The sequence below is a fragment of the Verrucomicrobiota bacterium genome, from assembly GCA_039192515.1.
Lineage (GTDB): Bacteria > Verrucomicrobiota > Verrucomicrobiia > Methylacidiphilales > JBCCWR01 > JBCCWR01.
In genome coordinates, this window is sequence record JBCCXA010000016.1 from 23,398 (window position 1) to 44,868 (window position 21,471).

Sequence of the window (21,471 nt, forward strand, 5' to 3'; positions counted from 1 at the left end):
TGAAGACTATCAAGCGCCGTGCTCTTAGCTTGAAGTGCTAATGACTTGAATTTCCCTCATATCATCTAATAACTTACTCATGCGTTCATCTATCTCAGGCTTAATTTCTCCTTCCTCTTTCCAATCATCCTGAGATACATACAAAAACCTGGGAACAATCACTGAACGAAAATCTAGCATCAGATGATTGGCAAAGCCCATGATCGACATATAGCTACCGCTCCCTCCCGCTGAACAAATAAAGCTAATCACTTTCTTGGTGAAAGCTCGCCCAATTAACTCAATCACATTCTTAGCAGCTGAATTAACATCATAACAATAGATAGGAACTGCAAAGACAATATGAGATGAACGCTCCACCTCAGCCTTTAAGTGTTGCGCTTGACTAGATTCCCACCCCTCTCTAGTGCCAGAAAACGGCAGAGCAAACTCTCTTAGATCCATCAATTTAACGCTTACGCTAGCCTCTAACAGTTTCTCTGCAAACTGCCTTGCTAATAACTGAGATTTTGAATCCTCATTTAAACTCGTTGAGATAATGGTGACATGTTTCATCTACTAGTATTACCAATGTTTTCCGCATCTTACGACCTTTTCCAAGATGAAATAAACACAGCCTAGTTCTCTTCAAAAATACAAACATACTTTGCTAGATTACAGTCTTGGCAAAGGGTGGTATCATAAACAAAAGGAATATCTTGAAACTTGCCATTAGGCTTAACTTTCACCTTCAACACCAACTCATAAGGAACATCACTAGGAAGTGGTTGTAAGGCAATAAAGATTTCCTCTTTAGCAATCAGACCAAGCTCTTGCTTACCAGATGAAGCTTGAGCCACCACCTTGACTTCGGAATCACTTGATTCGAAAGCTTTTAAGGACTTATCTAATAAACGAACCTCTACAAAATGCTTTTTAGAGGCAAAAAACTCGACATATCCTTTGCCTAATTTCATAACCCGTCCACCATTAGGTCCTTTAGTTTTTTCTTTCGCAATCACCGGCAATGCCAAGATGGTTAGCAATATCCAAGTCGCTACTATTTTAATGTATTGAACCCTATTCACTCTATTGACTCTGTATTTTTTCATATGACGCTTTTCTTGTTATGGCTATTTCATGAAATCTTTCAAATTCTAATTACTGCCTCTTAATACCCTTTTAATTTTCTAGCTATCAATAAAGTCCAAGGCTAAAAAAAATACCCCATCACTTCATCAACTACTACACATGCTAGTAAATTCAAAACGTACAAGATAAAATGAAATCAAAGAAGATAGCTAAGACAAGGAAAAGAGAGTGGACGAAAATGTATTAATCCCACCTCAGGACTGAGCTGTTTTAAGCTAGAAAGGGCCAAACCATCAAGTACAGAGAGCGCCAGTTCAAATAGAATTGGGACATGAATCTCCAAAGGTGACACTTCTAATTGACCTATTTCATACGTATGAATAAAGAGGCGGGTATCATTTATTGACAGGCTAAACCCTTGGAGATTTTTTATGGACCTATATGCCAGACATGGCCTTCTAGTTCTTGGACCTAGCGGTTCCACGACTTTTGCCTTGATGAGGCAGGCTGGCCATGGCGCATGCAATCTAATTTATGTTCGTTTACTCTCTAGACCTCGCCAATCATCTACCTTTTTTATCTGTTGTCTTGAGAATTGTCGCAGAATTAATGGAAGCTCAGCAAAAATTTATCAATTTCTGCAATCATTCATCACCATGAATCGTTCTTCTAGTACTGATGCGATTGAGGTGTCAGACACGAAAACCTGCGTCATGTAATAGAAGTTGAAGGAGATGCGCGATAGCTTGAGCCGTAAGAAAAAGAGAGTTGATGAAAATGTATCCAATAGGGATACCTCTAGAAGGCCCTACGTTTCTTGAGACCAAGATCCTGCACAGATCTTTAAGTTCTATTGCATTATTCGGATTAAACTAAAACTTAAAAATAGGAGAATGGAAAATGAAATTTAAAATACTGATGATTATGATAGCTGCTTTGTTGCTAAACCTAGCCAGTAATCAGGCTATGGCCGCTAAAGACCCCAAAATTATTGTCGCTAAATTCCATGCAGACTGGTGCGGTAGCTGTAAGGCTATGGAGGATAGTCTAGTCGACTTATCAAACAAATTTGATGGAAAAGAAGTATTATTTGTAACATTTGATCGAACCAATAACACGACTACACATCATTCCGAACTATTGGCTTCGGCCATGGAATTGGGTGAGATATACGATAGCCATGCAGGCACAGGCTACGTCCTATTAATCGATCCAAAAAACGGAAATGTCATTGAAAAATTAAAGGGGATGAGCACCAAGGAGATGGGGAATAGCATTGCTGCAAAGCTGTAGTATAGTACGTTAAGACTGCTAATCCGTCCGACCCGGGTTAAAGTCTTTCACAAAGACTAAAAACAATCACAACTTACGAGTATTTTCTAGTGGAAGAAAAAGATCTTATTCAGCACGGTTATCGATACGCCCTATCGCTCACTCACCATCACTATGATGCAGAAGATCTTGTCCAGCAGGCCTGGATCAAATTACATAAAAAGTACGGAACGGTTGAAAATAAGAACATTCTTTTCACCACCGTTAAAAATATTTTTTTGGATCGCTACAGAAAAAATCAGATCGTTGTTTTTGAAGCCTTAGAAAATCAAGACACCCCCACCAAAGACCATTCACCTGGTGCAGAGATTGATATGGAAACCATTCTCTCAACCCTAAAATACGAAGAACGCGAGGCGCTCTACCTAAATATCGTCGAGGGATTTACCGCTAAAGAGATTGCGAAACAGACAGGAAAGTCACGTGGCGGGATACTAAGCTTAATTTTTCGTGCCAAAAAAAAGTTAGAAAAGACCTTTTCTGAAACAGATGATGGGAAAAGGAGGGCTTAATGGATGAGATAGAAAAAAAGCATAAGGAGTATTACCAGCAGCAAAAACTCTCTTCGAAACGAGTAGAAGAGATACTAACCTCCGCAAAAGAGGTCGAGTTAGAAGTTCCCTGGTGGCGAAAAAACGCAGGTATCTTACTAAGAGTAGCAGCGTTTCTGCTGATGTTTGGCATCATTTTTACATTCTCACTAAAAGACTCTCGCAAGAACGACCTAGGGTCAACTGTAGCTCGTGACTTAATAAAAAATCATAACAAGCAACTAAGACCCGAAATTGTTTCTTCAAGCTACAATGAAATACAGGGATATTTAACGAGAATGACTGTTTCTGTTGAACCCGCTGAAATCTTTCTCGAAAAATTCGAGATTATTGGGGGGCGCTATTGCTCCGTTCAGGGAGAACTCGCGGCCCAGCTTAAAGTCCGGGAAAAGGAAAGCAATCGCATGGGTTCCTTATACGTCTGCTCAGACAAAAGCATGCTCGATAGAATTCGACCCGACGTTTACGAAATCAATAGTCAATTGGTAGAAATTTGGAAAGATAAAGGAAGAATCTTTTTCTTAGTGCTCTGAGGGAGCATGTGCTCCCCAATAGTTATCTCTCTCAAATTTCCTAAGGCTATCACCCACATAATTGCTATCACCCACATAATTTTCTAATGGAATCTATGTCAAGAATGGGATCGCATCCTTTACAAATTTGCGAACAAGCCTAGCTTTACAACAACTACTTCAAGTATTTGATCTATAAAATATGAGACATCGCAATACTCTAAAAGTCGGAATCTGTGTCATGATGGCCGTGCTCGCTGTTGAAACTTCTCAAAGTTCGGAGAAAACTGCTCTGAATTCAAACCGATATATGGAGGCATATAAACAGTACTCGGATGCACAAGCCCCCCTCCCAAAGGATAAAATCAAACACTTTGTTTTCATTTCCCGGTACCAACTCAAGAATCATGTTTTCTTGAAGAATTCTCGTATCGCTGGTGCCCAGATTCTCTATCCATGGACTCAGTTGGAAACGGACCGAAGCCAATACAACTTCAAGAACATTCGAGACGATCTTCATTATCTGCTGTCTAAGGGGAAGAAACTCTTCATCCAGCTCCAGGACACCACTTTCCATCCAAAATGGAAAGCTGTTCCGGATTACATGCAGACACCTGAATTTGATGGAGGCCAATTTGCCAAACAAAATCACAAAGGCCTCCCTTCTGGTTGGATTGCCAAAAGATGGAATCCAATAGTGCAAAAACGCTTTGCTCTATTGCTCCAAGCCTTAGCAGAGGAGTTTGACGGTCACCCCAGTTTTGAAGGTATCAATTTACCAGAAACTGCGGCAGAGGGCCTAGATAGCCAGCGTGACCCCACATTTACTCCTGAAGTCTACGCAAAAGGAATCAAAGCCAACATGCTCGCTATGAAAAAGGCCTTTCGAAAATCCGTAACAATGCAATATGCAAATTTCATGCCTGGTGAATGGCTGCCCTGGGAAGACAAAGGATACCTCCGAGCAATTTACCAACATGGAGAAAAAATTGGGGTAGGCTTAGGTGGACCCGATCTGATGCCCAAACGAAAGGCACAACTAAACCATGCATTAGCTTTGATGCATGAGGGGTCCTTCACCGTGCCCTTGGGCGTTGCGGTGCAAAGAGGTAATTACATTGGGATGACAGGAGCCGACGTTGACCCTGGCGAAAGCATAACCAAAGATGGCGAAAGTAAAGACACTAACATACCTTTGTTACACGCTTTCGCCAAACACTTCCTCAACGTGCAATACATCTTCTGGCAAAATGAAGAGCCTTACTTCAGTAATGTTTTCCTCACTATTCTCCAATAGGCTGATACAGGAGGGTTTCCCAACAGATTATCTTATTCCTGATTCCAGACCATTTTGATGGAATTCTCAATCCCATACCCTTTGGGGCTAGCCTCAGAGCGATTATTTGCGGCGAACATCGTAATTCGATCATCTTTCTTCTTAGCATCCACTCTGCGACGGGTAGGTATTTGGATAAAACCATTGGAATCATTTTCCTTTAGCCAAGCAAGCGCATAGGCAAGCCATTGCTCCCGATAGCTTTTGGTCTGCACAGCAAACCAAGATATCTCATCATAGCCCCACACCCAAATTCCGCCAATGCTCCTTCCTTCTCTTCCACTGTATCCCCAGTTATCAAATTCAACTAAAAAAGGTAGCGACTTACACTGCCAGCCACTGGGAGTAATCCCCCCTTTACTTTGACCATAAATCCGGGTTAGAGGTTGCTGAAGAGACAACTTAATCGCCGTAGGCTTACCTTGAACCTCAAGGGGCCTGAGAGGAAATGAATGAAAATCAAAGAGCAATTTACCCTTGTGTAACTCACCATGTGTACGCGCATCACAAAGCACAAGGTGTCTTCTTGCATGTTCTTTGGCATAAGCCCGCACCCGACTTAGCATATCAAACCAGTGTGTATGGTCTTCATCTGCATCATCCATCAATGCCACCTGGCCAAAGTGAATGGCTTCTATCCCGGAGTCGATATAGCGCCTAGCTCGGTAGTAAAACCATAACCGTGTTTCTAATTTGGACATATCAGGGACTGAACCCTCAGGCCAACGATCCACATGCTTTCCATCATCAAAGAGCATGAACTTATATTTAAAATTTCTTTCTTCGACGACCTCCCCAAATGCCTCGAATGCCCAGGCAGGAATAGGAATATTTCTCACTTTTGGGGAAACTACTTCAGAGATGCAAGCTTGAAGAACCATCTCAGGGTCCATCGCATGAATCTTAGCAGCAGCCTCCTTTACTTCTCGAAAATGCTTTTCTTCACTACCCATAATGTATCGGATATAGGCCGCTCGACCTATGAATTTTGCACCTATGCTTTGTAGCATTCTCAGATCATCGTCAAATGAGTCAGTAGTAGGACTGGGATAGGAGCCACAAAGGCCTACATGAGTTACAGCACGCGATAAGTAATTTTCCAGGACTTTGCGGGAAATCGTACCATCAAATTGATACTTTCCCTCTACAGCACAAGCCTTGAAACTTAAAGCTAGCGTAGTAGCTACGCATAGAAATATCCACGGAATCCCAAAAACTCGTATAGCCATTTTCTCAAATAATGTAGGACCTTGTATAACCGACTAGCTATAGAGCACGCATAGTGCGAGAGAGACTTAAAGACTTGTACAAGCTTCCGGTGCCAAGAAGCATAGAGTCTCTTAGAAACATTACTTTGGGTTCATCTTCGTCGACTCTCTTTACCATGTCGCTCAAGCTTTTACGCATTTCATTCAATTTTATGACATCATCCGGATAAAGTCTACCACTCCTTGTAAGAACTTAGCTGCGGTAGCTGTTCCTATAAAGATAAAATATGCGCTTTTATTTTGAGTGCCCTTAACTCCGGGTCTGGATATGTAATTCCTTAAGCTGCCTAGGAGTGACTTCCGTTGGAGCCAGGGCCATAAGGTCAACCCCTTTGTTGTTCTTAGGGAACGCCATGACCTCGCGTATACTCGTTGCGCCTGCCAACATCGCAACTAGCCTATCTAAGCCTAAGGCAATACCTCCATGCGGTGGTGCGCCAAAACGAAAAGATTTCACCATATAACCAAATCGTTCTTCCACAACTTCTGGGTCAATTTTCAAAACATCAGTGAAGACTTTTTGCTGAAGGTCAGGGTTATGGATACGAATACTCCCCCCACCAAGTTCTACCCCATTGAGAACAATATCATAATGCTGACCTCGAACTTTATCCGGATCTGATTCTAAGAGCGGCACATCTTCCGTTACTGGAGAAGTAAATGGGTGATGTGTCGCAACATATGTTGCCGCATCTTTATCATAGATCATTAAGGGAAAATCAACGACCCAATGGAAGTCCCAGATATCTTTCTTTTGTAGCTTGCCCAGCTTTTCTAAATACTCAGCGCAACGCAAACGAATTTGCCCAAGCACCTCACAAGCGTCTACCCATTGGTCTGCGCCAAATAGAATAAGATCGCCTTCTTCAACATCGAGCTTCCTTTTTAAAGCCTCTTTTTCAACATCGGTAAAGAATTTAACGATGGGGGATTTCCACTTACCATCTTCCACCTTGATCCAAGCTAATCCTTTAGCTCCTAAGCTTTGGGCAAGCTCTGTTAGACCTTCTATCTGACCTGTCGTTATTTCTGCGAAACCCTTCGCATTAAAGGCCTTCACAACTCCGCCTTTAGAAACCACAGACTGGAAAACCTTGAAAGCACTGTCTTTGAACTCATCAGTAAAGTCGACTAATTGCATCTCAAAGCGGCGATCTGGCTTATCTATACCGTACTTATCCATAGCCTCTTTAAAGGGTATACGCTCGAAAGGAGTGGGAATATCTACATCAAGAACATCTTTCCATACTCGCTTGAGCATTCCTTCAATGAGGTTGTAAATATCCTGGCGATCAATAAATGACATTTCTATATCAATCTGAGTAAACTCTGGCTGCCGGTCCGCGCGTAAATCTTCATCACGAAAACACTTGGCAATCTGGTAATATTTTTCTACGCCCGCCACCATTAACATTTGCTTATATTGTTGAGGAGCTTGAGTCAGAGCATAGAACTTTTTGGGATTCATTCGTGAGGGAACTAGAAACTCTCGTGCCCCTTCAGGAGTACTCTTGAAGAGTATGGGTGTCTCAATGTCCAGAAACCCCTCAGCATGCATGTAGTCACGAACTGCTTTGACTGCCTCGTGACGTGTGCGCAAATTCTTGAGCATCTTGGGACGACGCAGATCGAGATAGCGATAACTCAAACGTAAATCCTCGTTTACACCATCTTCATCAATGGGAAAGGGAGGCGTTTCTGCTTCATTGAGAACTTCTAATTCGTCCACCAAAATTTCTATCTCACCGGTTGTTAGGTTTGCATTCTCCGTTCCTTCGAGACGCGCAACAATTTCACCTTTCACCTGGACCACAAATTCACTACGAAGCGTGTGGGACTTTTCAGCAGTCTCCTTATCATGTTCAGGGTTAAAAACAATCTGAGTAATTCCTTCACGGTCACGTAAATCAATAAAAATGACTCCGCCATGGTCACGCCAAGAGTCTACCCAACCTACTAAGGTTACCTTTTGCCCAATATCTTGCTTACGCAGTTCGTTACAATGATGTGTCCTAATCATGTCAATAGTTCTTCTAGTGAAGGTTTGAAAGCTACCTTGCCATTTTCTAGCGTAAAGGAAATTTCACTTTGTTCTCTAGTTGCCAGGATCTTTACCTGGCATTTTCCAGAAGGAAATTGCCCATCTATGACAAATGCTAGCTTTGCTCCCCGATCTTCAGCAGCCTGGAACTGTTTACCGATTTTAAGGGCACTCATGCTGTAATCTACCTTTAGCCCGCTATCCCTTAGGTCTCGAATAAAACCTAGCGCTGATGAACGAAGAGCCTCATCTACAATGACTACATATGCGTCAATTAGAGATTTTCCTACCGGTAGTAGCCCCTTGTCCTTGAGAATCTCACCTAATACCACATCTCCCATACCAAAACCCACCGCAGGCAAATCCTGGCCAGTAATCAATTTTACAAGGTTGTCATAGCGCCCTCCTCCAGCAATTGCACGAAATTCACCGGCCCGATCATGCACTTCAAAAACAGCCCCCGAGTAATAAGCAAGCCCCCTGACAATAGTAAGATCCACAGACACCCAGTCCGCATACCCCATAGCTTGAAGCAATTTCATTAACTCAGACAATCTCTCACTAGAGGCTCCTTTGGAGAAAGCCTGCTTAACTTTGGGATATAAATCGCCTAATTTCTCTTGAGTCACTTTTTCATCAGTTCGCTCAATTTTATCTAGCACTTGTAAAAACTCATATTGTTTATCTTCGGATACTGCGTGATTCTGCATGAAATCCATCCAATATTGACGGTCACTAACCCTGACCACAACATCTTCAGCCGTTAGTCCAAGACGTCTAAATGATTCAATGAGCAGTGCAATTAGCTCCACTTCGGCTCCTGATCCCTTTTCACCCATAATATCTGCGTTCCACTGGAAATGCTCACGCAGGCGTCCCCTTTGCGCCCGCTCGTAGCGAAAGAGCTGCGGGATAGCAAACCATTTCATGGGCTTTTTATACTCTCTTTGTCGCGCCCCAGCCATCCTAGCAAGCGTTGGCGTCATCTCCGGGCGCATGGCAACTTCTCGTTCCCCTTTGTCCTGAAAGTGATAAAGCTGTCCTAAGATTTCCTCTCCAGATTTCTTCTTAAATAACTCTAAACTCTCTAATGGAGGCCCGTCATACTGCTCAAACCCACAGGACCCGGCCACTTCACGCCACGTTTGGAAGATATATTCTCTGATACTACACTCAGATGGATAAAAATCCCTAAAACCAGGTAAACTTTTAAAAACCGTCATATTACAAAACCTTTCCGGACAGCTTAGACAGATGGAGATTGTATTAAAATGGGAAAACGAGGGGGGTAATTATAGAGATGGATTTACATCCGTAGCACCCAAGGGCGGCGACGCATGATTTGATGCAGCGGCCGGAGGTCTGTTACTATTGGCCTGAATCTCTAAAATTTCTGCAGCAGAATATTCTCTTCCTTCGGGTAAATGATCTGTAAGTCGTTCACTCAGAAGAGATACCTTATGCTTCATTTCTTTTCCTGGCTTAAATTTAACCACCGCTCTAGGTGGTATTGGCACATCATTTTCTGGCTTATTAGGGTTCCTACCGACTCGAGCCTTGCGAAGCTTTACTTCGAAAACACCAAAATTTCTCAATTCTACTGTCTTACCTTCAGATAGACTCTCCGTTAAGTAGTCTAGTGTTTTTTGAATTACATTCAAAACGTCTTGTTGAACCATTCCCGTTTCATTGCTGATGCGGATCACCAAATCCCTCTTCGTTAAATTAGCCATAACATTGAGCCTTAGTCACTTATCTATATTTTCCCGAGCTTGCAAGCTATTAATTTTAAAAAACCACCAACTCTTCAAAATTCACATAAACCCTTATAAATTACCAGCTTATCTATAAAATTTTTATTTCAGCAGCTTTAAAGCAGTTTACCTGCCATTGCCTCATCAAAAGTCTTAAAATGTCGTTTCGAAACCTTTTCCAGCAAATCGGCCCCCCCTTTTTCAGCAATTTCCTGGGCAAGTGACTGTACTTGCTTGCTAGCACCTTTGAGAAGAGCATAAGACGCTTGATCACTCAGTTTTTTTAGACCCTGTAAAAAACGCCATCTCGCTAAAATAGATGCAGCAGCAACTGCAATATCTTGCTCTGCTTTAGGTCTTTGTTCTAAAAAAATCTCCACATCTTTTCTCTTCAATTCGACTTCTATTAAACGAGGATTGCCAAACTGATCAGACAAAGCCCTTGGACAATTTTTTATTTTCAATTTCAAATTCTCAATAACCTTAGCATGTCCCCAAGCTAACAAGCGATTTAAGTTGCGAAACTTGGCATAAAGCTCGTTGTATTTTTCTGGAAAAATGGTGATTACTTCCCAAGCGCCACTATTTGATCGCATGATTTTCTCAATTTCTAAAGTCAATTGCTCAGCTCTTTTGTCTGTTAATCTTTTACTATCCTTTACTCCCGCTTCTATTAACCTTTCGGCAATGACATCGTTAACATAAGCGCCAGCTATGACTAATGGACCAAAAAAATCACCTTTTCCCGCTTCATCCACCCCAAAATGAGGCTCAAACATTTCAGGATGTTGCTCTTTGGCCAAATATTGTTCATAGCCGGTCACTACAGTTTGCAAGACTAGCGGCTCAAGATAAAACTCAATAAATTCTTTGGCGTCCTTTCCATTAACTACTATCTTCCCACTATGATAATAATTGACTCCGCATTTTCTTAACTTTGCAGCGAAATAGCCATAGGATAAATCCCGAAAATCAAAACCCTTTTCCTCTAGGATTGCTTTTAACCGTTCCCCTTGCGCCTCATTGATTTCAAAAGTATAGGAAGATGGAGGATTGCTAGGCATACCTATAGACATTACAAACAAAAGCTCATGCGACAAAAGAAATCTACATTAGATATCCAGCTCACAGCTAGTATCCTACGAGCTTTTCACCAAAACCTACCAGAATGGTTTATCCAAAACCGAAGAGATCTTCCCTGGAGAAGAAACCGTAATACTTACACAACTACGGTAAGCGAACTTATGCTCCAACAAACACAGGTAACTACTGTTATACCCTACTTTAATCGTTGGCTTGAAAAATTCCCTAGTTGGCCTGAACTAGCTCAAGCATCTGAAGAGAAAGTTCTGAAAGCTTGGGAAGGACTTGGTTATTATCGTCGTGCCAGATTCCTTCATGCGTTAGCAAAAGTAGTCACTTATGAATATAAAGGGAAACTACCTAACGATGTTGCAACATTACAAAAACTACCCGGTATAGGACCCTATACAGCAGGCGCTATATCTAGCTTAGCTTATAACCAAAGCTCAGCCATTTTAGATGGGAACATCGAAAGAGTTTTGTGCCGTGTCTTTAACCTTAGCCTAAATGTCTCTGAATCTAAAAATAAGAAAGCGCTCTTTTCTCTCTCGTCTCGCTTATTACCACCTGAATCTTCTCCCGAACCTCGTATTTTCAATGAAGCACTAATGGAATTGGGGGCATTGGTTTGTTCGCCCAGGAAGCCTCAATGCCTCATTTGCCCTCTCCAAGAAATTTGCCAAGCAAAAGATCCAGAAAAAATCCCCGTAAAATCACGAATGAAGACTATCCCGGAAACAATGGTGGTTCCCCTTGTAGAGAAACAGGGAAAGCTTCTTATTTTAGAGCCCAGCGAAAGTGGTCGCTGGAAAGGATTTCATCGTTTTCCTTTTTACGACCAAAAAGCCTTTTCGTTAGATGAAAAGTTTGCCACTTTCACTTTCAATATTACTAAGTACAAAATAACAGCTCATTTACACCACGCTCAACTCAACACAGCCCCTAAACCTCAACCATTTATATGGCTCTCTCCTGAAGAGTTAACTCAGCTCCCTCTGCCCAACCCACAACGTAAAATCTTAATGCTCTATAAAAACAAAGTCGCCTCTCAATAGTTCAAAAAACCTTAGAAATTCTAGAAGTTGTTTGAAAACTTTGCCATGTCCTCAGGGAAACTGATTAGGATTACCCTGCTAGTGGCTGAGCTAGTGCTTGCCAAATCTTAGATTTTTTAGACTTCTTGAGTTCCTCAAGCTCTGCAGCTTGTTCTGCCGTTAGTGTTGCTTTGATAGCGGCAGATCGCTCCAAAATTAGCTTGCGTATTTTTAATTTTCTTCCAGTGACATCAGGAACCTCTTGTATTTTCTTATAGGTATCTTCGTAAATACCTTTTACTTTTTCCCTTTGCTCGTCTGTAAGCTCAAGTTCATCGGCTAACACTTTTAGCCTTTTTTCAATTTCCTTACTTTCAGCAGTCTCTTCAGCATAAGAAATAACTGTATGCGTTAGAAAAAGCGCTCCTATTATTAGTGTCATCTTTAATGTAATATCTTTCATAAGGCTTGGTACATACTTTCCGTAAGAGTTAATTTTTTACATAAGCTTAAGGCTATACAGTAGTATAGTGTATCTAATTGGTTCCTAATTCCTAGTGAATTTTTACTATGCTGTTTGCTAAAGGTGAGTTAGACATAAAAGCATTAAGCATGATTACTGGTTTTACTTGTTATTTGTTTGCTTATTGATTCTCAATAGATTCCTCTTGCTTTATTCTTAAACAGAACGAGTCTCTAGCATCGCTTGCCCAAGGATTTGAGTATTTTTATCTGCCATAAAGTTTTTTTCTACCCACGCCCTACCATTAGCACCTAATAGGTCACACAATTCCTTATCATTGGCTAAGCGGTCTACTGCTTCCGCAATTTGAATTGGCTGCGTCGGATCTACAGTGAGACCTGTGATCTCATGTTCAATCACTTCTAAAACCCCATCGGTCATGGACCCAATCACAGCTAGTTGATGACTTAATGCTTCAGGAATAACATTGGGAATACCATCTCTATCCCCCTGTTGATCCACAACTCCACTGTGAATGAAAATATGAGACTTTGCATAAGTGCTTTGAACTTCTTCAGGCTTCATAGCACCGGGAAAATGAACACTGTCTTCTAATTGGTATTTTTCGCGTAACGCCTCTAGACTACTCCTTAGAGGGCCTTCACCAATAATAACTAAGTCAAAAGAAATACTGCGCTCTTTTAAAATCTTACAAGCCTCAAGCTGATATACTTGTCCTTTCTTCTGCACTAATCTGCCAACACTAACTAGTCGTATTACCTCACTCTGTCTATTGCGATGATTGTTAGCATCGGGAAGCTTCGGCAATCCTCTCCTGGCTAAGACTACCTTCAAATCGTTGCGCGCCGTCATTTTTTTCAAATAACGCTCATTGGACTCCGTCGTCGTATGAACAAACGCACAGGAACTTAACTTATCCTTGAGAAAAGGATCTCCACCGAAGCGATAGATATCATAAGCATGACCTCCAAAGCTGAAAGGAATCTTACTGAGTGATCCCATAATAGCGGCTGCAGTCGCCGGACCCGTGGCCCAGGCTCCATGAGCTAACAGATACCCACCAGTGCGTAATTGGTCTACATGATTAATAGCACAAACCAAGCCTAATAAACTATGGAACCACGCGTCTACACCTACAAATTTTCGTCCAAAAAATAATCGCATCCCATAGGAGAAAAGCGCTGGCTGGCGCAACCATTCCTTAAAAAACTTAAACGGGAAAAGCACTAAATCTAAGACATTGCCATAGTGCACAAGATGTCCATGGGGAGGAGTAGACTTGCGCATAAATTTCGGCAAGCAAAATAATGGATATATCTCCACTTGAATCCCCTGGCTCATGAGACCAGATACTTCTCGTTGGATAAAAGTTTGAGAAAGCGTGGGATACCTATAGACAAAGTAGGCTATTTTCATAGAAAACTAGAGATCATACAAAAAATACATGCCCTATGCTCATCAATCTGCCAACGGATGAGCAACATCGCGCAACAACGCACTTCTCTTGACCAAAACTTCTGTTTTCTGGCCTAAAAGATCGATCAAAATTTTTACCCTATCTTTTGCAGGCATCACTTGCTTGACTAAAGCACTGACCCCATGGAAAGGACCCTCTGTCACCACAACTTGATCACCTTCACCTAGAATATCTTCCACTTCAATGACTTCGTTATCCACTGTGTAATGCTTGAGTTCACAAATAATTGATTCATCTACAACTGCATACTTTCCACCGAACCTCAATACAGAACTCACTCCATGGGCTGATCGAATCATAGGAATCATTTCCGGTGTTACTCGAGCAAAGAAATAACGAGGAAAGAGAGGCTCAGTCACCCAAACAACCTTTGAACGCACCAGTTTTTTAAAACGAATTTTAGGCAGAAAATTTTCAACGCCATATTGCTTAGCCATACATGCAACACTGATCATTTCATGTTTAGGCTGGGACTGAAGACAAAGCCACTGGGCATTATCGCCCTCTTTTCTATCTTCAAGTAATGGTAAAATCATGAGCTACAACTCTATTAATGCATTCAAGGGCCTATTAAAAAACTGTTCAAAGCAGGAACTGCTTCTGATGTTTTTTTGCGCCAGCGATTGAGTTTATCTAATCGATTTTGGATAAACTCTTTTTTGTCCTTTGAAAAATTCTCGCCTGCTACCTCTAGGGTAGCCAATCTTTGGCCCAAATCATCTACACCTGGAGCAACCCTCTCTTTTAAAAAACCGGAAACCAAATGACTTAAATTTGTCTCAGCTTGAAAATAATCTCTTCTTTCCCCTGCAACATATACCGTTTTGATCGCCCCTATTGTCCTCAATTCCTTGAGCCCTTGACTTGTTGCTCCCTTGCTTAATTTTAACCGTAAGATGAGATCATCCATAGATAAGGGCTCCTGGGAGATGAATAGCAACCCATAGAGCTCTCCAACTGATTTTGGTAAGCCTATAAACTTCACTATGCTAACGCAGATATCAAGCATCTGAACTTCTGTTTCAGATAGGGTCTCCTCATTCGAACCCTTTGGACTGTTGATACTATTTTGTGTCGCCGTAGCCATCATTTGTTAAAGTAGAATAAAATTCATTTTGTTCAATAAAAAATGAACAAAATGAATTTTGCCCTTAATTCTCATTAACGATGAAACGCTTCCGCCTGTGATTTGGTAAGGGAGATCAGCTATTTAGAGAAGATCTTTTTAAAAATACCTTTACTTTTCACTTCTTGAGTGAGTTTATCTGCTTTGATTGGAGCCGGTCCGCCTTCTGATCGTATACTTGGGTTTTGTTGAAGCACTCTTTTTCTGGTAATTACGTCATCGGCCAAACGTAAACGGTGACTTAGAATCTGACACATACCCACCATCAACATACTGGCTGCTTGAGGAATCTGATCAAAGAAATCTTGTAGCGCGAAAGCATCTAGATGCCATAGCACTACTGTATCAATGACTTTAATGCTGGCTGAAGCAGGCCCAGGCTCAAAAACGCTTAACTCGCCAAAGCAATCACCCTTCTCTAGAAAGCCAAGAGAGATTTGCTCGCCGGCATAGTCGAGAAGGACCTCTACCTTACCGGCAACAATAAAATAGAGTTTCTTTTGCTCTTCCCCTTGCTTGATAAGTATTTCATTGGCGGCAAACTCTCCAAAAACTCCATAGAACTTCAGTGCCTCGAGATGCTCAGGTTTGATATGGCTTAATATTCCTACAGGTTGTAAATCAGCAAAGACTTCTCCTTCAGACACCATTGCACTCCCTGTTGACTTTTACGCAGCAAAACATACTCAACAGTTATTTAAAACTACTAGCCTCCAAAAGAAAGCTTTTTCACTTTTGCGTAAGTGCATGCGTTAAGAACATCAATAACACGTTGATGTTTAGCATCAGGATCAGGTCGTATAACCACAGATTGATCGGAATCAACTTCAACTAATCTTTTCAGTCGGTCTTTAAGACTTGCCAGCTCAGTATCCTCTGGCTCACCTATGGGATTTTTATTAAAACTGACAGAGCCATCTTTATAAATGAGTATGTTAACAGGTGGATTTAAAACTTTCTGTTCGGTCTTCACTTTCTCCGAATTCGTAGGAACTTGAACACCGAGCTCATTTTCGACAATCTTTTCGCCGGCAGCTACTGTAAATGCCGCCAAAAGAACAAACATAAGATTCACCATCGGCGCAATCTGTAAGCCTATATCTGGCTCAACATCAGGTTTGAATGCCTTCTTTGCCATATTTTTACTTATTCTCCTGGGTTGAGAACGTCACATTGATGATACCCACTGATCCGCAAACTTTCATAATATCTCTAACCATCCGGTAGGGAACATCCCCACTTGCGCGCACGAGAACGCGGTAAGTCGCGACGTCGACACCTAGATCATTTGCAATATCCATACTCTGGATTAATTGAGCTTTAATATCTTCGGGCTCTTCGTATTTAGCATCACCTATCTGTATGGTGTTATTGCCTAAGAGGTTGTAAACATTAATAATCGTCTCACCAGGTGATTTTTGAGGATCCAAAGCATCTACAGCCTTTGGCAAACTAACTTCAGCTACTTGCTGCATAATCTCCATATTAGCGGTGGCTACGAAGAAAATAAGTAAACACATCAATACATCACACATCGTGGATATCTGAAACTCTGGATCTTGCTCCTGTTCCTCAAACTGTGATGCTCGACGCGCCATAACCAACGATGTTAAAAAAAGATAAAAATATGCATTAGTAGGGTGCTGGTGCACCAGGAGGTCCCGGCTGAGGTGGATAACCTCCTCCCATTGGAGCAGCATCCATAGGTATTTGTTGAGGACCAACCTGCACCCCAAAGAGCTGATCGATAGGTATGTCCTCTACAAGTAAATTTGCTTCCGTATCCGCGCTTGCCAAATACTTATTACCCTCTGTCCTAAGCACATAATATAGTAAAAAGGCTGGAATCCCTACTACCAGTCCGCCGGCAGTTGTCACCAATGCCTCTGAGATAGCAGCTGAAAGTGGCCCAAATTCTGAAGCACCTTTTTCGGCCAATACTTTAAATGCCTTGATCATACCAGTTACTGTTCCAAACAGACCAAACATGGGAGCAACAACACCAACTACCGAAAGGTAGTTCAGATTCGATTTAATTCTGGCTCCTTCTTTTATGGATGCATCTGCCAATGCATTTTCAAAATTTTCACGACCTTTACCGACTCTTTCCAGTGCAGAGCCAATAACCTTTGATAAAAAGCATGGGTTCGCCTGGCAAATATCCCATGCCTGCTGGTAATTACCTGCCGTAATGGAATCTCTTAACAGCGCGACTAAAGCAACAGGTGCTAGCTTAGATTTCCGTATCTTCAAAAATCCTTCTACGGTAAAGGTCAAAACCAACACCGACAGGATGAGCAGAAAGTACATAGTAATACCACCTGCGAAGAAAACGTCTAAAAAAGTTTCATCCTTCTTGATTTCATCTGCTCCTGGTTCCTGACCGTGACTCATTGAGGTCAAAAGTATTAAAGTGATCATGGGAAGCGTGAAATACACAAAATGAAACCCACGTTGGACTAGATATTTTTTCGAGTTATTATTCATATAATATTATTTAGATGTTAGGTAATGTAGATATTTTTTACCTAATTAACAGTTAAATCTTTGTTATCCTTTCTTAGAAGGTCGGCTCTTTTTTGAGCCGCCTGAGCTCTTGACTGAGGCTTGCTGTAGATTAGCGCCACTTTCAAGTAACTTTCCAGGGCATCCGCTTTCTGTCCTTTCTTTTCTTGTATCTGCGCCCTTTGGAATGTTAATGAACTCAACAAACGTGTCTTTGACTCATCAGGTATGGGCTCATCCTTAGGAGTGTTTTCCTGAATAAGCTTTTCGGTAAGAATTGCTGCCTTCTCCAAATCTCCCTTAACGAAAGCTAATCTCGCAGTAACTACATTACCCTGTACTTCATATTCCGAACCCCTGTAGAGGCTAAGAATTTGCTCTGCTAATTGCTCCGCCTTAAAAGTCTTGCCCTTTTTAGCATAGGACTCTGCCAAATAAACTGCGGCATCAGCAACCCAGCCCACTTCCAAACCAATGTATTTATCTACCAAAGGTTTGAGAATCTTAATAGCTTTGTTTTCATCTCCGGAGGCAGCCGCATCTGCCCCCTCATGGTAAGAAGGACGTTCCTCCATGATAACCCGCTCAATCGTGTCCAATGGATAAGGTATAGTTCCTGCCGCTAACTTAACCAAGACTTTACCATCTTTAATTTCCTGAATTTCTCCTTTGACGGGATCGCCTTTTTTTAGAAAAATCTGATCTTCAGCCCAAGAGTTTAAATTGGAACAAGCAATAACAATCCATGAGCAAAAAATTAAACGAAAATTAAAACCAATTGCCATAATCTATATAGAGTGTTTTGCCTAATTAACATAATATAACAAGAAAATTAATATATGATCTCTTTAATCCACGACAAATTTAAATATATACTTATCGCTATTTTAATAGTTTTGATTGCGGCATTCGTTACTTGGGACTACAACAGCGCCAATCAAGGTGGGGGGATGCCGACCCACGTTGGAGAAATAGCGCATAAAAAAATTAATCGCGCACAGTTTGCCTCAGCACTGATTGCTACTCAAGTCTTATACAATATATCCCCAGATTCATATGCGGAGCACCTGCAAATGATGATGCGCGGGGGGATGTTTTCAAACCGTGACCAAATCATGGAGCGACTCACCTGGGACCGACTCCTTGTCACCCAAGCAGCCCGCGAAGCTGGAATTCAAGTTACCAGTCAAGAAGCTCTGGAATTCGTCCAAAGCTCCGCGACTTTTCAAGAGGATGGAAAATTTTCAAGCGCCAAGTTCAAACAATTTGACCAAAACTTCCTGAAACCTCAGGGAATTACAGATGGCCGTTTCGAAGAGATCGTTAAAGAACAAATCATGTACAATGAGATAACCTCCATGGTTAAGGAGTTGGCTATCGCTCCGTCTGGCGAAGTGCAGGAACTCCTAAATGATCGGTACAGCCCTACCACGCTATCCCTTGTTCGTTTGAAAAAAGAGGATTATAGCAAAGACTTACAACCATCTAGAGAGGAGCTTGAGGAGCACTACAGCCAAAATGCTTCAAAGTATAGCACCGAGGAAGAGCGAGTCGTCCAGTATGTAGAATTCCTCCTCCCACTTCCCGTTACATTGGAGGATAAGGAAAAGAAATCTGCCATCAATAACCTTGGACGAGAAGCTTATGATTTTGCCGAACAATTCGTCTCGAACCCAGGTGAACCAACCCCAGAAATTTCTTTTGAGGCGGCAGCTGAAGCTGCTGGGCTAGAGATACTCAAATCTCGACCTCTGAAACAAGGGAAATCTTTTTATCAAGGCACTTCAGAAACCTCAGCTACACAAGCAGTTTTCCAACTCAATGATGCTCAACCTATCAGTGAACAAATCCAAGTAGAGAATGGCTTTGTCGTTCTAAAACTAGTTGATATCAAACTTGCCGAACCCATTTCCTACGAAAAAGTCGCCAAAAAGGTTGAAGAAGATTACTTATTGCAAAAAACTATTGAGAAAACTACCGAAGCTGGAAATGAACTGCATGCCAAAATTCAAGATAAACTTACAAACAACATTTCCTGGGATGGAATAATCGAGGAGCTCAAGTTTGAAGCTGAAACACTTGAACCCATTGTCCCCGCAGAGGCAAATAACTTAAAAGTTGAAGATGCCAATGTGATACGCGCTCAAGTTGGCCAGTTAGAGCAAGGCGACTTAAGTCCATTTCTAACAACTGATAATGGGGGCATCATCCTATATGCGTTGGAGAAAGGTGAACCCTCTCCTGATAAAGTTTCCTCTCTAAAGCCAATCTTTGAACAACAACTAAAGACCCAGGAACGCTCATTTTATGTCCAAAATTGGATCCGAGGACTTTATGAAAACCCTGGCACAGTTCTTCCTGCTAGCCTTACTCAACCCGGCGCCTGATGCCTAACAAGGATTACTTCCTTAATGTCACTCCGCAACTAGGCATTAGCGCCAATTGTTTTTATATTCAGCTCGGTAAGAAGGGATTTGTCTTTGATGCCGGAATGGACCCCAAGGCAGAGGGGTACGATGCAACTCCTCATCTGGAATGGCTCGATCATCGTCCCTTAGATGCTATCTTTCTTTCCCACGCGCATCATGATCATACTGGCGCAATACCGCTCATTCAATTGCGCAATCCAGATGCTAAAGTATTTATGACAGCAGCTACTGCTCAATTAGCGGAGCCACTTCTGCATAACTCGGTAAACGTCATGAAACGCAACCGTCTTGCTCATGGCATCATGGACTACCCTCTTTACACGCATCAAGATATTGACCGTGTTAAAGAACGCTGGCATGGCTGTGGTTTACAAACTCCTTGGTCAATAGAAGGCTTCCCAATCAAAGAAAAAGATTCTGTCGCAGTAAAATTCCGCATGCACCATGCGGGACATATTTTGGGGTCTGCTGCAATTGAAATAGAGGTCGATAACCAAACAATCCTCTATACCGGTGACTTTAATTGCTCTGATCAAACACTTCTTAAAAAAGCATCCTTGCCCCAGAAAAAAATTGATATCCTCATCATTGAGACAACTCGTGGAAGTCATCCAACTCCCGAAGGTTTTAGCCGAAAACAAGAACGTCGCAAATTCATCGAGGCACTAAATAAGACTTATGATAAAGGCGGATCTGCTCTGATCCCTATCTTTGCCATGGGAAAAACTCAAGAAACCATTTCCATGCTGCACCTGGCGCAAACTCGTGGGGAGTTACCTACTGAGCCCATTTATATAGGTGGTTTGGGAAGAGTCTTTACTTCAATCTATGACAACTTTGCGCAAGATTCACCTCGTTACCATCCTGACCTAAACTTACTCCAAGAAATCCAACCTCAAGTTGTCAACTGGAAGAAATTGGATGACTTTAAGTCTAAGCGTGGACACTTATACCTCATTCCCTCAGGAATGATGACTCCGCATACAACATCTAATAGATTAGCCACCTACTTCTTATCTAGAGAACAAAATAGTATCTACTTTGTTGGTTACACTGATCCCGAAACTCCAGCGGGCCGACTCAGGGCAACACCCTCAGACCAGCGTATTACCCTCAATCATGACTACGGCGATCAGCCTATACTCTGTAATATTGAACACTTTGACTTTACCTCACATGCGAACCGTGAAGACATACTCTATTACATCAGAACGGTAAATCCACGAAAATGCTTTCTTGTGCATGGAGATCTAGAAGCCACACAGTGGTTCCAAAGTAAATTAGTCCAAAGCCACCCAAATATGAATATTCACGTGCCTGAACCTGGTGTAGAAATTTCTCTTTAAACCATATAATGTTATAGAAGTTGAAGAAGATGCTTAAATGCTTGCACCACGAGGATAAAAAAGGCGTTGAAGATGTATCCAGAGTTGACACCTCTAAAGGATTCTATAATTGCCTAAACCAA

General features: G+C 41.8%; 23 protein-coding genes. 7 read left to right on the top strand and 16 right to left on the bottom strand.

Annotated elements, in window-relative coordinates; genetic code table 11:
- Nucleotides 1-24 precede the first annotated feature (24 nt).
- Nucleotides 25-555: an NAD(P)H-dependent oxidoreductase gene (locus AAGA18_08665; protein ID MEM9445413.1), complete on the bottom strand. Its 531-nt coding sequence runs from the start codon at nucleotides 553-555 to the stop codon at nucleotides 25-27.
- 62 nt (nucleotides 556-617) lie between these two features.
- A complete protein-coding gene (locus AAGA18_08670) occupies nucleotides 618-1,091 on the bottom strand; it encodes a hypothetical protein (GenBank protein MEM9445414.1) in 474 nt (157 codons plus the stop codon).
- 880 nt (nucleotides 1,092-1,971) lie between these two features.
- Here AAGA18_08670 and AAGA18_08675 point away from each other — a divergent pair.
- From AAGA18_08675 to AAGA18_08690, 4 genes are all read left to right on the top strand, one after another.
- Nucleotides 1,972-2,364: a thioredoxin domain-containing protein gene (locus tag AAGA18_08675; GenBank protein MEM9445415.1), complete on the top strand. Its 393-nt coding sequence runs from the start codon at nucleotides 1,972-1,974 to the stop codon at nucleotides 2,362-2,364.
- Between the two features lie 89 nt (nucleotides 2,365-2,453).
- Nucleotides 2,454-2,915, top strand: coding sequence for a sigma-70 family RNA polymerase sigma factor (locus AAGA18_08680; GenBank protein ID MEM9445416.1), 462 nt, complete (start codon nucleotides 2,454-2,456; stop codon nucleotides 2,913-2,915).
- Complete coding sequence (locus AAGA18_08685) at nucleotides 2,915-3,487, top strand: hypothetical protein (protein MEM9445417.1); 573 nt, start codon at nucleotides 2,915-2,917, stop codon at nucleotides 3,485-3,487. The genes AAGA18_08680 and AAGA18_08685 overlap by 1 nt, the downstream gene beginning before the upstream one ends.
- Nucleotides 3,488-3,668: 181 nt before the next feature.
- Nucleotides 3,669-4,763, top strand: coding sequence for a hypothetical protein (locus AAGA18_08690; GenBank protein ID MEM9445418.1), 1,095 nt, complete (start codon nucleotides 3,669-3,671; stop codon nucleotides 4,761-4,763).
- A 32-nt stretch (nucleotides 4,764-4,795) separates the two neighbouring features.
- On the opposite strand, the gene AAGA18_08695 is transcribed toward AAGA18_08690, so the two are convergent.
- The 5 genes from AAGA18_08695 to rnhC all read right to left on the bottom strand — a co-directional run bounded on the left by AAGA18_08695 (nucleotide 4,796) and on the right by rnhC (nucleotide 10,929).
- Nucleotides 4,796-6,031 (bottom strand): hypothetical protein, encoded by a 1,236-nt coding sequence (locus tag AAGA18_08695; GenBank protein ID MEM9445419.1) that lies wholly within the window; start codon nucleotides 6,029-6,031, stop codon nucleotides 4,796-4,798.
- Nucleotides 6,032-6,320: 289 nt separating this feature from the next.
- The gene (aspS, locus tag AAGA18_08700) at nucleotides 6,321-8,090 is read right to left on the bottom strand and encodes an aspartate--tRNA ligase (GenBank protein MEM9445420.1); all 1,770 of its coding nucleotides are present in this window, start codon (nucleotides 8,088-8,090) and stop codon (nucleotides 6,321-6,323) included.
- A complete protein-coding gene (hisS, locus tag AAGA18_08705) occupies nucleotides 8,087-9,334 on the bottom strand; it encodes a histidine--tRNA ligase (protein ID MEM9445421.1) in 1,248 nt (415 codons plus the stop codon). The genes aspS and hisS overlap by 4 nt, the downstream gene beginning before the upstream one ends.
- A gap of 69 nt (nucleotides 9,335-9,403) precedes the next feature.
- Complete coding sequence (locus AAGA18_08710; GenBank protein ID MEM9445422.1) at nucleotides 9,404-9,844, bottom strand: HU family DNA-binding protein; 441 nt, start codon at nucleotides 9,842-9,844, stop codon at nucleotides 9,404-9,406.
- Between the two features lie 137 nt (nucleotides 9,845-9,981).
- A complete protein-coding gene (rnhC, locus tag AAGA18_08715) occupies nucleotides 9,982-10,929 on the bottom strand; it encodes a ribonuclease HIII (protein MEM9445423.1) in 948 nt (315 codons plus the stop codon).
- 27 nt (nucleotides 10,930-10,956) lie between these two features.
- Here rnhC and mutY point away from each other — a divergent pair, with 27 nt between their 5' ends.
- Nucleotides 10,957-12,003 carry an A/G-specific adenine glycosylase gene (gene mutY / locus AAGA18_08720; protein MEM9445424.1) on the top strand — a complete coding sequence of 349 codons (1,047 nt, stop codon included), beginning with the start codon at nucleotides 10,957-10,959 and terminating at the stop codon, nucleotides 12,001-12,003.
- Between the two features lie 70 nt (nucleotides 12,004-12,073).
- Here the strand turns inward: mutY and AAGA18_08725 are convergent, their stop codons facing one another.
- The 9 genes from AAGA18_08725 to AAGA18_08765 form a co-directional block, all read right to left on the bottom strand.
- Nucleotides 12,074-12,424 (bottom strand): hypothetical protein, encoded by a 351-nt coding sequence (locus AAGA18_08725; GenBank protein MEM9445425.1) that lies wholly within the window; start codon nucleotides 12,422-12,424, stop codon nucleotides 12,074-12,076.
- Between the two features lie 237 nt (nucleotides 12,425-12,661).
- Nucleotides 12,662-13,882: a glycosyltransferase gene (locus tag AAGA18_08730; protein ID MEM9445426.1), complete on the bottom strand. Its 1,221-nt coding sequence runs from the start codon at nucleotides 13,880-13,882 to the stop codon at nucleotides 12,662-12,664.
- Between the two features lie 42 nt (nucleotides 13,883-13,924).
- Nucleotides 13,925-14,479: a transcription termination/antitermination NusG family protein gene (locus AAGA18_08735; protein ID MEM9445427.1), complete on the bottom strand. Its 555-nt coding sequence runs from the start codon at nucleotides 14,477-14,479 to the stop codon at nucleotides 13,925-13,927.
- 23 nt (nucleotides 14,480-14,502) lie between these two features.
- Entirely contained in the window at nucleotides 14,503-15,033 is a 531-nt protein-coding gene (locus AAGA18_08740) for a hypothetical protein (protein MEM9445428.1), read from the bottom strand.
- A gap of 116 nt (nucleotides 15,034-15,149) precedes the next feature.
- Complete coding sequence (locus AAGA18_08745) at nucleotides 15,150-15,719, bottom strand: cyclic nucleotide-binding domain-containing protein (GenBank protein ID MEM9445429.1); 570 nt, start codon at nucleotides 15,717-15,719, stop codon at nucleotides 15,150-15,152.
- 56 nt (nucleotides 15,720-15,775) lie between these two features.
- The gene (locus tag AAGA18_08750; protein MEM9445430.1) at nucleotides 15,776-16,207 is read right to left on the bottom strand and encodes a biopolymer transporter ExbD; all 432 of its coding nucleotides are present in this window, start codon (nucleotides 16,205-16,207) and stop codon (nucleotides 15,776-15,778) included.
- A 4-nt stretch (nucleotides 16,208-16,211) separates the two neighbouring features.
- A complete protein-coding gene (locus AAGA18_08755) occupies nucleotides 16,212-16,667 on the bottom strand; it encodes a biopolymer transporter ExbD (GenBank protein ID MEM9445431.1) in 456 nt (151 codons plus the stop codon).
- 34 nt (nucleotides 16,668-16,701) lie between these two features.
- Nucleotides 16,702-17,490: a MotA/TolQ/ExbB proton channel family protein gene (locus AAGA18_08760; protein ID MEM9445432.1), complete on the bottom strand. Its 789-nt coding sequence runs from the start codon at nucleotides 17,488-17,490 to the stop codon at nucleotides 16,702-16,704.
- A 107-nt stretch (nucleotides 17,491-17,597) separates the two neighbouring features.
- Nucleotides 17,598-18,359 carry a hypothetical protein gene (locus AAGA18_08765; protein ID MEM9445433.1) on the bottom strand — a complete coding sequence of 254 codons (762 nt, stop codon included), beginning with the start codon at nucleotides 18,357-18,359 and terminating at the stop codon, nucleotides 17,598-17,600.
- Between the two features lie 54 nt (nucleotides 18,360-18,413).
- Between AAGA18_08765 and AAGA18_08770 the strand changes: the two genes are divergently transcribed.
- A complete protein-coding gene (locus tag AAGA18_08770) occupies nucleotides 18,414-19,961 on the top strand; it encodes a peptidylprolyl isomerase (GenBank protein ID MEM9445434.1) in 1,548 nt (515 codons plus the stop codon).
- Complete coding sequence (locus AAGA18_08775) at nucleotides 19,961-21,349, top strand: MBL fold metallo-hydrolase (GenBank protein ID MEM9445435.1); 1,389 nt, start codon at nucleotides 19,961-19,963, stop codon at nucleotides 21,347-21,349. The genes AAGA18_08770 and AAGA18_08775 overlap by 1 nt, the downstream gene beginning before the upstream one ends.
- The last annotated feature ends 122 nt before the right edge of the window (nucleotides 21,350-21,471 follow it).